Origin of the sequence: Knoellia koreensis (genome assembly GCF_013041615.1) — a bacterium.
In the GTDB taxonomy this organism is placed as follows: Bacteria; Actinomycetota; Actinomycetes; order Actinomycetales; family Dermatophilaceae; genus Pedococcus; species Pedococcus koreensis.
In genome coordinates this window covers 1,450,595-1,464,742 of record NZ_JABEPQ010000001.1, presented here as the reverse complement: position 1 = coordinate 1,464,742, position 14,148 = coordinate 1,450,595, and the positions used below count along the sequence as shown (strand labels likewise).

Here is a 14,148-nt window from a genome sequence, read left to right as displayed (position 1 = left end):
CGTCAGCCACTGCCCACTTGAATGGGTTGACTGGGGCCCCGGCTCGATCGTGCCGGCTTTGGTCGCCGGGTTGACCAATCACTGGGCAATACGAGGGCAACCACGATCGCGGACAGAAAGCCGCCGGTCAGGGTAGCCGTGAAAATGCTGCTGTTGGTTATCCCAACGATCGGCATCACGAACAACAACGCAGCAGAGCCCAGGCTGTGGCGTTGCGTGACGGTGTTAGCTGCGACCAAGAGTAGGCCGAAAAAGAGGCCCTCGACAGCCATTCCCGCATAGCCAGCGTTAAGAAAGCCGTGCCCGAAGAAGTTTACGACCGCGTTTGAATGTGGGTCACCAATAAACGCCCCTCCCACGATGCTTCCCGGCGACTGCGTCTGATAAGGGTTGTCCAGAAAGGGTAGGAGGTCCTGCGAGAAGTTCAATTTGGCCGCGTCTTGGAAAACCCAGACATACGCCCCTACCAAGGCGCCAGGGAGGATCAAGAACCGTCGCACAAACAGAGAAGTGAAGATTTCCGAGCCGAGCATCCAGTCCAGCGCAATTGCCATGAGCGTAAGTGTGGTGATGCCCAACACAAGGCGTCCCGGACCGGGCCGTCTCCCGCGCAGGAGAGCGGCCGTTAAGACGACGGCGCCAATGGAAAGGAGCACAATTTTCTCGCCCGTGGTTAGGTAAATCAGCAATTGACCCAGCACGCCGGCCACGAGGTAAACCCAGCGTCGTTGATAAAGACCCCGCGCCATCAGCAGGGGGTTCAGCACGTTCGATAACGTCGGCACGAGGTACCCAAGGATCGGCGCAGCACCCGCTGATTCCGAGTAGTTCGCTCTTACCGAGTAGACATCTGAGAACGTCAGGTACTGAGTGCGGATACCAACAGCGATCGCCAGGTAGAGGTAGATTCCTATAACGATGACGCTCAGCAAATACCAAAGTAGCGCAGGTGGGGAGCGGATCTCAAATGTCTCCAGGAACCGGACGCGTGCCAATTGACCGATGCCTATTGTTATCCCGGCGATAGTCAAGATCGTCATCCAGCGGGATGAACCCGCGACAGTTCCGCCGAACAGGATGGCCACGGTGGACGGAATCACAGATATTACGTACACCATCCAGACGCCGAACTCCCCGACGCGTCGGAAAGTTGTCGGCAGACTCCAGGCAACGGCGATCAGCAGCAGGAGGACCAGTATGTATTCGGGCCGGGCGGCATCTTCGTATCGCAGACCGGCGTAACTGTAGACCGGCGCAATCTTGAGCTTAAGGATCAGGCGCAAGGTCTCCGCATATCCAGTGACCATCATCGCAATGCCCACGAACGCCAAGGGGGTGCGCCTTTTGTGACTTGATTCCGGGAAGGACAGACCCACCGGCTCCGCCAAGCTGGAGTTTGGCACCCGCATCCTCGCTGTAGCTGATTCCCGACCTGACAGACCAGTCTCAACCGGCATCTTCTGGTGCCAGGCGCCAGGAGATGCCGCCGACTAGCGACTCAGACTGTGCCACACTACCGTCGCCGCGTGCATCACGGCGCGTGTGGACAAGTCGGCGTAGAGGGCGGAAAGTGACGACAGCAGGGTCGGGGTTTCGTCGCGCTGGACTGACTCTGCTCGCTGGAAGCGCAGGCGGCAACTTGGTTGCACTGGCGCTCGCGCCCGTTCTTACGCGGGTTTTCGATCCGACGTCCTTTGGTGCCTTCTCGACGGTCATGGCCACTGCTTCACTGATGGTCGGGTTCTCGTCATTCCGCTTCGAGTTGTTGGCTCAGCGGGTTCCGCGCGAGACGGGTGAGAGCCTCTTCAGGTTGGCACTCTGGTCAATTTTGGCTGTGGGGCTCGTCGTCACAGGGGCGTCGTTTGTGGCATGGAAGCTTGGGGCCGAGCCGATCTGGCTGATGTGCGGCGCTCTCGGCGTCGCTGGCTCCGTCCCACTGGTCTCGTCTGCGATCGCGACATGGGAGAGCAGGTACCGCTGGCTGGCATCGATGAATTTTGCCCAAGGCGCTCTGACTCCCATTGCCCAGATCACCTTGGGCCTAGCGTCTGCCACAGGCGGCGCCTTAGCTGCTGGATTCACAGTCGCTCGGCTTGGCTGGCTCATAAATCTGCGCGCTCTGCGTGGTAGCGGCGAGGCCGCCCCGGCACCTCCCGCACGCCTTCACGACATACTGCGCCTCGACGTACTCCGCTTTGGACTCATCGGGGGCGCGAGTGCTCTTGTCAATGCCGCGGCATCGCAAGCGCCGATTCTTCTGGTGGCCTTCCTGTACGGGCACACTGAGGCGGGCCTATTCGCAATGGCGTTCCGGCTGATCGTTGCGCCATTGGGCTTGGTTGCCCAAGCCGCCTCAGGAGCAGTCGTGGGCGAGGTCGGGAGGTCCGTTCGCGAGCGGCGGTCCGGGATTCACGAACTGATCAGTCATGCCATGCGCGACCTTGCCATGCTCGGCCTCGCGCCAGCTGCCGCGGCTGCGTTGCTGGCCCCTTACCTCGCGCCTCGCATCTTGGGAGAGGCCTGGGCGGACACAGGATGGCTCATAAGTGCTCTTGCTGTGGGTGCGTTGGCGCAGCTGGTGGCTGCTCCATTCGGGCAAGTTCTCATCCTGACCCACCATCAGCGCTGGCTGCTGATCTGGGATGTCTTACGACTGACTCTCACATGCGCAGCCCTCGTGATCCCGCGCGCTCTCGGATGGCCGGTCCTGGCCGGCGTAGGTGCCCTTTCCCTCGGCCAAGCGGTCATGTACGGCGCCTTAGTGGCTCTGGTGCGACAGGCGTCACGGAGCCACGACACGGACAGTGGGGCTTAGCTCACGAAATGACCCGCCGCGTGGCGTCCACCAGCGTGGCTGCTTCGTTTTCGAAGCTGTACTGCTCCCGCGCCAGCGACCGTCCGCGCTCTCCCATCCGGCGCGCCTCATCAGGATCACGGGCTAATTGATCCATCGCAGCTGCCACCGCACGCGTGTCGAATGGATCAACAAAAAGCCCGCATTGATGTTCTTCGAGCATCTCGCGCCACATCATGAAGTTTGAAGCGATGAAGGGGCGGCCGCTAGCCATGTATTCGAAGAGCTTGGTTGGCTGCCCGACCACGTAGTGCTTGAGCGGATGAGCCAGGATGAGCCCGCCGAGTGACTCAGCGATCACGTCTGGAACGTAAGCAGGCGCAATTCGGCCCAGGTAGTCGATATCCGCGCCCGTGCTGCTCATGTCTGCAATGAGGGATGTTGGGCTGGCGATCCCAGCCAGTGCAATGGTTGGGTGGCTCTGCGCCTGCGCACCGCCCTTGGCCATTTCCATCGCTCCGCGGATATCGGTAATCGATCCCACATAGCAGAAAGTTGGCCGTTCGATTAGGGATGGGAACGGTTTCGTCGTCTCGTACTCGCGAAACCACGGAAAGTTTTGAACCAGAATTGTTGATTTGCTCGAGAACGTGCGCGCTATAGCGGGGGTGGCGGCTACCACCACGTCTGCATGGCGGTCTGCGAGATATACCAGGGCCTTAGCGACGAGCGTCGCGATGCGCCGCCTAATCGGCGTCAAATACGGCTTTGCAGTGACCTGCTCAGGAAGATCCTCATGAGCGTCGTAGATGAACGAAACCCGCAGGACGTACTTCACGGCGATCGCAAGTGGTATGAGTTCAGGGTCGTGAATGTGCAAGACTTTGGGACGAGCAGCCAAGAGGTGTCGAAGGATGCCGACCGACCCCGTGAGTGCCCTGAACGCCCTGTTGCCAGTCGCTGGGAGGGCATACACGGGTACGCGGGTGTCCGGCATGTCACCGCTGGTCGGGGCTATGAGAGCTACGTCTAGCCCAGCCTCCTCAAGCGCGCGACACTCCTTCCAGAAGATACGGATATCGCTGGCGACATGGGCGCTCGTCGCGTGAAGAACCTCATGCTTATGACGCGTCATTGGTGTTGCCTTGCACTCATCACGCGCGCAAGGACGGCCTCCAGACTGAGTGCAAGGTGATCGATGTTGTGGTTGGCGGCCACGAAATCTCGTCCAGACATACCCATGGCCGTGCGATCGGCCGGGTCCAAGGCCCGCAGCTTGAGGATTGCGTCGGCCATCGCCTCGGGTTGATCTGGCTGTACGGTGACCCCCGCGCCCGCAGCTCGAACAGGGTCGTGCTCCGAGTGCAGGGCGATGACGACCGGGCGTCCGGCCGCGAAGTAGTCGAACAGTTTGTTGGGGCTGATGCCATGGCGATAGATCGCCTTGTCGGGTACCGGAAGGGCCAGAACATCGGCGCTCTGGAGAGTCCCGTGAACCGCCGCCTTGGGGACGGCCGGGCGAAACTCAGTGTTGGAGAGCCCCAACTCCGCAGCAAGTGCCATCAGAGCCGCCTTGTTCTTTCCGTCACCAACGAGAAGAAATCGGGTTTGCTGGGATGGCGTGAGGGACGACTCGGCGGTTTGCACGAGTGCCGCCGCCCTCAGGAGGTTGTCGAGATTGTTCGCCACTCCGTGGGCGCCGGCGTACATGACAGTAAAGGCCCTTGAGGATTCGGCCGGTCTGGGCATGGGGAGCCGCCCAAGGTCTGCTCCGTTGGGGATGTACGTCACCTCTGGGGCCCGGCTGGATACTGTCCGTACGTGGTCGGCAGTGCCGGGTAGAAGCCCCACGATCGCATTGGCGCTCGCGTAGAGATGCCTCTCGATAGCCCGCAGGACCACGATAAGTGGGTGACGAGGACCGAATCCCATTAGGTCGATCAGCGAGTCTGGCCACAGGTCCCGGACTTCAAGAACGAACGGGACCCGATACCTTCGTGATAGCGCCAGAGCGGATAGGGCGGCGAACGGGTGTGGGCTTGAGCCAACAATTACATCCGGTTCCCGAACCCCGGCCGGACGACGAATACCGACCTGAAGAACCTTGATAGCGAAGCCCACCATGCTGAGTACGCGCCGTACACCATTGGTGACGTGAGTCGCCGTCCGTAGTCGGACAAAGGTCGCCCCCGCGGAGGTCTCCATAGACACGCGTGCGGCCGCGGGTTCCGAAAGGTTCCAGTAGTGCGCGGCTGAGGTAAAGATGAAGGGACGCCATCCAGCTTGGGAAAGTTTTGCAGCGAACATCGCGTGGCGTGTGATCCCCGCAGCTTCAGCCGGTAGGGCGTACTGATTTATCACCCACACCACGGGCTCCCGGGCGGCCAAGTCAGGCCTGCTTTCGGCGTGGGGGTCCTGCAATGCCAACATCGATCCTCTGCTCGGGCCAGTTTTGCTGCTTGTAAGGTAACAGCAGTCCGGCGAGCTCCTAGGCCGTCCGGCCGGATACCTCAGGAGGCCACCAGTCCATGCCCCAAGAACACCTCCCTTTTGCGCTGCCGGACATCAGTGAGGACGAGATCGAGGCGGCCGTCGAGGCGATGCGCAGCGGTTGGCTGACCACCGGCCCACGCGTGGCGGAGTTCGAGCGGGAATTCGCCAACTTTCTCGGCGGTGGGGATATCCAGGCCGTGGCCGTGAACAGCGCCACTGCCGGCTTGCACCTCGCCCTCGAGGCAATCGGTGCTGGCCCGGGTGACGAGGTGATCGTGCCGACCTGGACCTTCACGGCCACCGCCGAGGTGGTGCGATATCTCGGTGCGACTCCTGTCCTCGTCGACGTCAACCCGTCGTCGCTCAACCTCACGGCTGCGAGTGTCGAGGCCGCAATCTCGCCGCGGACTAAGGCGCTGATGCCCGTGCACTTCGCCGGCCTCCCTGTCGACCCGGCGGTGCGCTCCCTGGCCGCAGCACGCGGCATACCGGTCGTCGAGGACGCGGCCCACGCGTTCCCCGCGGACGACGGGACGGGGCCGGTCGGGGCGGGCGACGCCGCCGCCACAGTGTTCAGTTTCTACGCCACCAAGACGATCACAACCGGTGAGGGTGGCATGGTCGTTACGCGAGACCCCGCGCTGGCCCAGCGGATGCGGACGATGCGCCTGCACGGGATCAGCCGCGACGTATTCGACCGCTACCGCAGCACCGCCCCGGCATGGCGCTACGAGGTCGTGGCCCCCGGTTACAAGTACAACCTGACCGACCCTGCTGCCGCCATGGGCCTAGTGCAGCTGCGACGGGCGCGCGCGATGCGCGATCGTCGAGCAGCGATCGCGCAGACGTACCTCGACGCGTTCGCCGACCTGCCCGTCGACCTGCCCGCCCGAGGCGGACGCGAGGTGCTTCACGCCTGGCACCTGTTCGTCATCCGGATGCGTACGGAGGGAGGCAGGTCCCGTGATGCCTTCATCGAGGAGATGGCGAAGGCAGGGGTGGGGTGCAGCGTCCACTTCATCCCGCTCCACCTCCATCCATACTGGCACGACAGCCTCGGAGCACGCCCCGACGACCTGCCGGTCGCGAGTGCCGAGTTCGAACGGGTCGTGAGCCTTCCGGCCTTCTCTGCCATGACCGACGCGCAGGTCGAGCGGGTCGTGGGGGCTGTTCGCCGGGTGCTCACTTGATGGGTTCGGGGGACCTCGACGCCAAGCGGGTCTTCGACCTCGTCGTGAGTCTTGCGCTGCTCGCCGGGCTGTGGCCGCTCCTCGTCGTGATCGCCGTTGCCGTGCTGGTGGACAGTCGTGGGCCTGTGATGTTCCGGCAGGAGCGTGTGGGTCTGGGTGGGCAGTTGTTCCGGATCCACAAGTTCCGGACCATGACCGTGACCCATGACGGCGTCCTGGTCAGTGCTACGGGAGACCGACGGGTCACCCGCGTCGGGCGCGTGTTGCGACGCACCAAGCTGGACGAGCTTCCGCAGCTCCTGGACGTGGTCGCGGGGAACATGAGCCTGGTGGGTCCCAGGCCGGAGGTCCCCTCGTATGCCGCGTTGTGGCCGGCCGAGAGCTACTCCCTCATCGTGTCGGTCCGGCCGGGGGTCACCGACCCGGCCAGCATCCGGTTCCGCAACGAGGCGGACCTGCTGGCCGCGGTGGACGACCCGGACGCCTACTACCGCGACGTGATCCTGCCGGAGAAGGCGCGGATCTACGTGGACTACGTCCGTCGCCGCACCTTCACCGGTGACCTCGGCATCCTTGCCCGCACGGTTAAGTCCGTGCTGCGGCACTGACCCATCTCACCGACGGCATCGTGTCACCCGCCGTCCTTGAAACCAGGGTTTGGCTCAGGTCGGCTTGCTGATCAGCGCAACGACGTGAGTCCTGAGGAACGGCAAGGCCTCAAGGGCGGAGAATGCCGGCCCCAGCCGGGCTGCTCGGCGGGCAATGGGCGGTGCCAAGGTCACCCGTCGCGTCGTCACCATTCCCTCGGGGAACAGTTGCCTGAGCCTACTCACGGGGACCTTGCGAACATCGGGGTTGCGCGGGTTGTCGAACACGAAATCGTAGGACAGTACGACACCTCCCGGACGCGTGAGCTGCCACATGCGGTCGGCCACGGACCGCTGCACTTCGTCGTCGAGGATCGAGGACAGCACCGTCGACTGGTAAACGATGTCGAAGGGCCCACCATCGTCGAGGTCACGGGCATCACCGGCGGTCAGGGTGACGTCCCGGGGAAGGACGCGGCGGGCCTGCTCGACCCGGTCTGCAAGCAGGTCGTTGCCGACCAGGTTTTCTGGCCGAAACCCCCACCTGAGGAAACGCAGCAGGTTACCGCCCGTGCCGCATCCGACCTCCAACAGGCGAAGGCCGGCAAGGTCCGTCAGACCCGCACCGACGAGCAGAGACATGGTGGCGCGGTCGACCGACTGGACGCCGCGAAGCACCTCCGGGCGGGTGAAGCTGTACAAGTCGGGTGCGAGCGTCTTGCGACGCTCGTAGCGCTCCCTGATGTGGTCCAGTTCTTCGTCGGTCACGGTCAGATGCCTGCGACCTGGTTCTGTGAGTATCGTGCCTGGTGCTTCATCCATTGAGCGGTCGCGTCCGCGGAGACATGGGCCACGAGCGCAATCTCCTGAGCATCGAGTGCTGGCACCTGCACAGTCGAGACCAGGGAGTGGGCTGTCTCCCGGCGCTCCTCGTCAGGGGAGAAGAGCTCCTCAGCGAGCTTCTCGCCGGGACGCAGGCCGGTGTAGGTGATCTCGATGTCCCGCCGACCCGACATGCGGATGAGGGTGCGTGCCACGTCGACGATCTTCACCTGCTCGCCCATCTCGAGCACCATCACCTCACCGTCGGAGCCGATGGACGCGGCCTCGAGCACGAGCTGGCAGGCCTCGGGGATGAGCATGAAGTAGCGCCGTACGTCGGGGTGGGTGACGGTGATCGGCCCGCCGCGCTCGATCTGCGCGGTGAACGCGTGGACCACCGAGCCGCGTGACCCGAGGACGTTGCCGAAGCGCACCGACACGTAGCGACCGGGCTCCTGCCGCGCGAAGTCCGCCGTCAGCCGCTCGGCAATCCGCTTGCTGTAGCCGAGCACGCAGGTCGGGTTGGCCGCCTTGTCGGTCGAGATGTTGACGAACGTGCCCACGCCGACGGCAGCAGCCGCGGCCAAGACGTTGTGAGTGCCGATGACGTTGCTCTTCCAGGCCTCCATCGGGTTCGCCTCGAGCAACGGCAGGTGCTTCAGCGCCGCCGCGTGGAACACCAGGTCGGGCCGGGTCGAGGCGAAGACCTCGTGCATGCGCTCGACGTCGCGGATGTCGGCCAGCACCACGGTCTCGTCGTTCAGCAGGCCGTGCCCGGCGAGGCTCATCTGCGTCGCCTGCAGGCCCGACTCGTCACGGTCGAGCAGGAACAGCTCGGCAGGACCGAACCTCGCGATCTGACGGCACAGCTCCGAGCCGATCGAGCCACCGGCCCCGGTCACGAGCACTCGCTTGCCCGCGATCTGTTCGGCGATGACCGCCATGTCGAGGTCGACCGGGCGGCGCCCGAGCAGGTCGGTGAGGTCGACGTCGCGCAGGTCGTGCAGGGTCGGCTTGCCGCCGATGATCTCGTTGACCGACGGCAGCGTCAGCACGCGCAAGCCGGCAGCCACGCCCGCCTCGGTCAGCTCGCGGATCGTGCTCGCGTGCGCGAGGGGGAGCGCGATGATCAGCGTCGAGGCGTCGTACTTGCCCGACACCTTCGTCAGGTCGGAGCGGGTGCCGCGCACCCGGATTCCTTCGATCTTGAGTCGGTGCTTGGTGCGGTCGTCATCGAGCAGTGCGACCGGCGCATACCCACTGTCGGCGTCGCGCAGCAGGCTCCGCGTGAGGCGACGTCCGGCCTCCCCCGCGCCGAAGACGATGGCCGGCTCACGGTTGGCCTCGGTCTGCCGCCGGTTCGTGGTGCGCCAGGCCCGCACGAGGAACCGCACGGCGAACATGCCGACGAGAGCCAGCACGGAACCGGTGAAGGGCACGCTGCGAGGGACGGTGACCCAGTTGGTGGCGAGCACGATGACGATGAGCACGACCGCGGTCACACCGACCGACTTGGCGAGGTCCTCGGTCTCCTCGAACGAGCCGCGCTCATGACCCACGGCATAGGGCCCGATCAGCGCGCCCGATGCGACGTGCACGACCACCGCAACCAGGCACAGTGCGAGCAGCCCGCGCATGGCGATGTCCGAGAAAGCGAAGTCGTACCGCAGCCAGTCTGCGGTCCCGAGTGCGACGGCGTAGATCGCGGCGTCGACCGCCGCCCACATCCATCTGGTGATGCGCATTCGCCTGGTTGGCGTTGCTCGCACGGCACCCTCCCTCCGCCCGCGGAGAGTTTAGCGGTCAACGAGCCCCCCGAAGTCACATTGAGTTAACTTCTGCCCCAACTCTCACAGCTGCACTTGCGCGTACCACGCCTGGCACTCACCATACGCAGGCAATAACTGCAGGTCAGAGGCCTGCGCGAGGCTCGGGGCGGCCGCATCCTTGGCTGAGACGATCGGCTCGATTCCGGCAGGCAGCGTCAGGGAGACATCGGGGTCGAGCGGGTGTATGCCGTGCTCGCGCCCGGGCGCGAAGCCCTCCGAGCAGAGGTAGAGGGCGGTGGAGTCGTCCTCGAGGGCGAAGAGCGCGTGCCCGAACCCCTCTGGCACGAAGACCGCCCGGCGCTCGACCGTGTCGAGCCGGACGGAGTCCCACTGCCCGAACGTCGGCGACCCCACTCGCAGGTCGACGACGAAGTCGATCAACGCCCCGCTCACCGCCGTCACGTACTTCGCCTGCGACGGCGGCACGTCGGCATAGTGGATGCCACGCAGGGCGCCTCGCCGTGACACCGACACGTTGGTCTGCTTGACGGTGAGGTCGCGCCCCGTCGCCTCGCGAAAGGCCTCGAGCTGGAAGGGGGCGGTGAACAGGCCGCGTTCGTCGGGGAACTGCGGGGCGGTCACCTCGAACGCGTCGCGGACGGTCAGCTCGCGGAACTCCATCAGCGCCGCCCGTCCTGCAGCAGCCCCTCGAGGTAGGTGCCGTACCCGCTCTTGGCCAGTCCCGCGGCGAGCTCGCCGAGCTGTTCGTCGTCGATCCAGCCGTTGCGCCAGGCGATCTCCTCGACGCACCCGATCTTGCGACCCTGCCGCGCCTCCACCACCTGCACGAACTGCGATGCGTCCATGAGCCCCTCGAACGTCCCCGTGTCGAGCCACGCCGTTCCCCGCTCGAGCACCGTCACCGTCAGCTGGCCGCGCTCGAGGTATGCCGTGTTGACACCGGTGATCTCGAGCTCACCTCGCGCGCTGGGCTGCATGTCGCGGGCGATCTGCACGACGTCGTTGTCGTAGAAGTAGAGGCCGGGCACGGCATACGACGACTTCGGCTCGGCCGGCTTCTCCTCGATCGACAGCACCTTGCCGTCGTCGCCGAACTCGACCACGCCGTAGGCCGAGGGCTCGGTCACGTGGTAGGCGAACACATGCCCGCCGGTGACGTTTGCGTTGCCGCGCAACGCAGTTCCGAGCCCCGTGCCGTAGAAGATGTTGTCGCCGAGGACGAGCGCCACCGAGTCGTCGCCGATGAAGTCGGCACCGATGAGGAACGCCTGGGCGAGGCCCTCCGGTCGCGGCTGGACGGCATACTCCAGCCGCAGGCCCCACCGCGACCCGTCGCCGAGCAGCCGCTGGAACTGCTCCTGGTCCTCCGGTGTCGTGATGACCAGCACCTCACGGATGCCGGCCATCATCAGCGTCGACAGCGGGTAGTAGACCATCGGCTTGTCGTAGATCGGCATGAGCTGCTTGCTGATGCCGAGCGTGATCGGGTGCAGCCTCGTGCCCGTGCCCCCCGCGAGAACGATCCCCTTCATGGGCATGACGCTATCGGTTCGCGTGGCCGTTACCCTCGTGCGAGTGAAGGTGTTGGTCACGGGGGCAGCCGGGTTCATCGGGTCGAACTTCGTCATTCGGGCGCGCCAGGTGCGACCCGACTGGCAGCTCACGGTGCTCGACGCCATGACGTATGCCGCCAACGTCGCCTCCCTCGACCCCGTCGCCGACGACGTGGCCGTCGTCAAGGGGTCGGTGACTGACGCCGACCTCGTCGACGAGCTGGTCGCCGCCCACGACCTCGTGGTGCACTTCGCGGCCGACTCGCACAACGACAACAGCCTCGACGACCCGTGGCCGTTCATCGACACCAACATCATCGGCACCTACCAGCTGGTCCAGGCAGTGCGCCGCCACGACAAGCGGATCCACCACGTCTCGACCGACGAGGTCTACGGCGACCTCGAGCTCGACGACCCCACGAGGTTCACCGAGAGCACCCCGCTCAACCCGTCGAGCCCCTACTCGGCCAGCAAGGCCAGCGCAGACCTGTTGGTACGAGCGTGGATTCGCTCGTTCGGGCTGAAGGCCACGATCTCCAACTGCTCCAACAACTACGGACCACGCCAGCACCCCGAGAAGCTGATCCCGCGGCAGATCACCGGCATCATCGACGGGGTGAAGCCCAAGCTCTACGGCGAGGGCCGCAACGTGCGCGACTGGATCCACGTCGACGACCACAACGACGCCGTCATCGCCATTATCGAGCAGGGCCGCCTCGGCGAGACCTACCTCATCGGCGCCGACGGCGAGATGAACAACCGCGACATCATCGGGCTCATCCTCGAGCTGATGGACAAGCCCGCCGACTGGTACGAACACGTGCCGGACCGCCCCGGCCACGACCTGCGCTACGCCATCGACGCCTCGAAGCTGCGCGCCGAAACCGACTGGCGCCCAGCGCATCCCGATGTCCGCACCGGTCTCGCCGACACGATCGCGTGGTACCGCGACAACGAGGACTGGTGGCGCACCGCCAAGGTCGTCGCCGAGACCCGCTACGAGAAGCTGGGCCGCTGACGATGCGCTGGGGGATCACCGGTGCCGGTGGACAGCTCGGCCTCGACCTGCAGGTGGCGCTCGCAGTCTCCGGCGTCGACCTGGAGAAGGAGGTCACTGCCTGGAAGCGCAAGGACCTCGACGTCACCGACGCCGACGCCGTGCGCGACGCGGTCCGCGGCCACGACGTCATCGTCAACACCGCGGCATACACGAAGGTCGACGACGCGCAGACCCACGAGGGTGACGCCTTCGCTGTCAACGCGATCGGCGCGGCGAACGTCGCAGCCGCGTGCCGCGAGACCGGCGCCCGCCTCGTGCACGTCTCGACCGACTACGTGTTCTCCGGCGACGCCGACGAGCCGTATGCCGAGGACGCACCGTTCGCTCCGCGCTCGGCCTACGGGCGCACCAAGGCTGCGGGGGAGTGGGCCGTGCAAGCCCACTGTCCGACCGCGTGGATCGTGCGGACGGCGTGGCTCTATGGCGGTGGCGGGCCGAACTTCGTCAAGACCATGGCCCGTCTCGCGCAGGAGCGCGAGACGGTGTCCGTCGTCGACGACCAGCGCGGCCAGCCCACGTGGACCATGGACGTCGCCGACGCGATCCTGCGGCTCGTGACCGACGACGCGCCCGCCGGCACGTGGCACGCCACGAGCCAGGGCGAGACGACGTGGCACGGGTTCGCCCGGGCGGTGTTCGAGGGCCTCGGCCACGACCCGGCGCGGGTGCTGCCGACCACGACCGCCGGATTCCCCCGGCCGGCCCCGCGGCCGGCATACTCCGTCCTCGGCCACGACGCCTGGCGGATGGCCCGGCTGCCCCTGCTGCCACGCTGGGACGAGAGCCTCGCGCGCGCCCTGCCCGACGTCGTGGCACCGAAGTCAGACGAGTCACACGACTGACCACCGGCACAGCGGCGCCGTTAGGGTCGAACCATGCTTGCCGCCTACGCCGAGTCCATCTCCGCTGACGACCCGCTGTCCGGCCTGGTGGTCGGCGAACGACCCGAGCCCGAGCAGCGGGACGGCTGGACCACTGTCACCGTCAAGACCGCCGGCCTCAACCACCACGACGTCTGGTCGCTGCGTGGCGTGGGCCTGCCGGCCGACCGGCTGCCGATGATCCTCGGCTGCGACGCGGCCGGGGTGGACACCGACGGCAACGAGGTCATCGTCCACGCCGTCGTGCCGAGCGACGGCTGGCGCGGTGACGAGACCCTCGACCCCAAGCGGTCGCTGCTGTCCGAGCTGCACCAGGGCACCCTCGCCGAGCAGGTGAGCGTCCCCGCGGCCAACCTCGTGCCCAAGCCGGCCGACCTGTCGTGGGAGCACGCCGCCTGCCTCTCGACGGCCTGGCTCACGGCATACCGGATGCTGTTCACCAACGCGGGCCTCACGCCCGGCGCGACCGTGCTCGTCCAAGGCGCCGGCGGAGGCGTGGCCACGGCGCTGGTGCAGCTGGGCGCGGCCGCGGGCTACCGCATGTGGGTGACGACCCGCGACGAGGCCAAGGGGGAGCGGGCCGTGCAGATCGGCGCCGACCGCGCCTTCGCCAGCGGGGAGCGGCTGCCCGAGCGCGTCGACGCCGTGATGGAGACCGTCGGCGCCGCGACCTGGTCGCACTCGGTCAACTCGCTCAACCCCGGCGGCGCCATCGTCATCTGCGGCGCGACCTCCGGTGACGCACCGGCCAAGGCCGAGCTGACCAAGATCTTCTTCAAGCAGCTGCGGGTGCTGGGCTCGACGATGGGCACGCGTGGCGAGCTGGAGCGGCTCGCGAAGTTCGTGGCGCAGCACGGGATCGAGCCGGTCGTCGACTCGGTCATGCCACTGGCCGACGCCCGCGACGGGTTCGCGAAGATGGCCGGCGGCGACGTCTTCGGCAAGATCGTCTTCTCGGTCTCCTGAGGCGCTCCTTTC

At 65.9% G+C, this 14,148-nt stretch carries 13 protein-coding genes and 1 pseudogene; 6 read left to right on the top strand and 8 right to left on the bottom strand.

Going from position 1 to position 14,148, the window contains the following annotated elements; translation table 11 throughout:
• Positions 1–2: 2 nt before the first annotated feature.
• Positions 3–1,331, bottom strand: coding sequence for a hypothetical protein (locus tag HJG52_RS07135; protein WP_171242765.1), 1,329 nt, complete (start codon positions 1,329–1,331; stop codon positions 3–5).
• Between the two features lie 149 nt (positions 1,332–1,480).
• On the opposite strand from HJG52_RS07135, the gene HJG52_RS21845 reads away from it, so the two are divergent.
• Positions 1,481–2,815, top strand: a complete 1,335-nt coding sequence (locus HJG52_RS21845; protein ID WP_430413328.1) for a lipopolysaccharide biosynthesis protein — start codon at positions 1,481–1,483, stop codon at positions 2,813–2,815.
• A gap of 1 nt (position 2,816) precedes the next feature.
• On the opposite strand, the gene HJG52_RS07125 is transcribed toward HJG52_RS21845, so the two are convergent.
• The 3 genes and pseudogenes from HJG52_RS07125 to HJG52_RS21840 form a co-directional block, all read right to left on the bottom strand.
• Complete coding sequence (locus HJG52_RS07125; RefSeq protein WP_171242763.1) at positions 2,817–3,929, bottom strand: glycosyltransferase; 1,113 nt, start codon at positions 3,927–3,929, stop codon at positions 2,817–2,819.
• Positions 3,926–4,504, bottom strand: coding sequence for a glycosyltransferase (locus HJG52_RS20670; protein ID WP_240977187.1), 579 nt, complete (start codon positions 4,502–4,504; stop codon positions 3,926–3,928). The genes HJG52_RS07125 and HJG52_RS20670 overlap by 4 nt, the downstream gene beginning before the upstream one ends.
• A 57-nt stretch (positions 4,505–4,561) precedes the next feature.
• Positions 4,562–5,101 (bottom strand): annotated as a pseudogene (locus HJG52_RS21840) (glycosyltransferase); the annotation flags it as partial.
• 221 nt (positions 5,102–5,322) lie between these two features.
• On the opposite strand from HJG52_RS21840, the gene HJG52_RS07115 reads away from it, so the two are divergent.
• On the top strand, positions 5,323–6,477 hold the full coding sequence (locus HJG52_RS07115; protein WP_171242761.1) for a DegT/DnrJ/EryC1/StrS family aminotransferase: 1,155 nt from the start codon (positions 5,323–5,325) through the stop codon (positions 6,475–6,477).
• Positions 6,477–7,085, top strand: coding sequence for a sugar transferase (locus HJG52_RS07110; RefSeq protein ID WP_171242760.1), 609 nt, complete (start codon positions 6,477–6,479; stop codon positions 7,083–7,085). Before HJG52_RS07115 ends, HJG52_RS07110 begins: the two co-directional genes overlap by 1 nt.
• 54 nt (positions 7,086–7,139) lie before the next feature.
• On the opposite strand, the gene HJG52_RS07105 is transcribed toward HJG52_RS07110, so the two are convergent.
• The 4 genes from HJG52_RS07105 to rfbA form a co-directional block, all read right to left on the bottom strand.
• Complete coding sequence (locus tag HJG52_RS07105; protein ID WP_206069960.1) at positions 7,140–7,832, bottom strand: methyltransferase domain-containing protein; 693 nt, start codon at positions 7,830–7,832, stop codon at positions 7,140–7,142.
• A gap of 2 nt (positions 7,833–7,834) precedes the next feature.
• A complete protein-coding gene (locus HJG52_RS07100) occupies positions 7,835–9,631 on the bottom strand; it encodes a nucleoside-diphosphate sugar epimerase/dehydratase (protein WP_171242758.1) in 1,797 nt (598 codons plus the stop codon).
• A 105-nt stretch (positions 9,632–9,736) separates the two neighbouring features.
• On the bottom strand, positions 9,737–10,336 hold the full coding sequence (locus HJG52_RS07095; protein WP_171242757.1) for a dTDP-4-dehydrorhamnose 3,5-epimerase family protein: 600 nt from the start codon (positions 10,334–10,336) through the stop codon (positions 9,737–9,739).
• Positions 10,336–11,208, bottom strand: coding sequence for a glucose-1-phosphate thymidylyltransferase RfbA (gene rfbA, locus HJG52_RS07090; protein ID WP_171242756.1), 873 nt, complete (start codon positions 11,206–11,208; stop codon positions 10,336–10,338). Before rfbA ends, HJG52_RS07095 begins: the two co-directional genes overlap by 1 nt.
• A gap of 43 nt (positions 11,209–11,251) precedes the next feature.
• Between rfbA and rfbB the strand changes: the two genes are divergently transcribed.
• The 3 genes from rfbB to HJG52_RS07075 are packed head-to-tail and all read left to right on the top strand — an operon-like array spanning position 11,252 to position 14,136.
• A complete protein-coding gene (gene rfbB, locus HJG52_RS07085) occupies positions 11,252–12,247 on the top strand; it encodes a dTDP-glucose 4,6-dehydratase (protein WP_171242755.1) in 996 nt (331 codons plus the stop codon).
• Between the two features lie 2 nt (positions 12,248–12,249).
• On the top strand, positions 12,250–13,131 hold the full coding sequence (gene rfbD / locus HJG52_RS07080; RefSeq protein ID WP_171242754.1) for a dTDP-4-dehydrorhamnose reductase: 882 nt from the start codon (positions 12,250–12,252) through the stop codon (positions 13,129–13,131).
• 33 nt (positions 13,132–13,164) lie between these two features.
• Positions 13,165–14,136, top strand: a complete 972-nt coding sequence (locus HJG52_RS07075; protein WP_171242753.1) for a zinc-binding dehydrogenase — start codon at positions 13,165–13,167, stop codon at positions 14,134–14,136.
• The last annotated feature ends 12 nt before the right edge of the window (positions 14,137–14,148 follow it).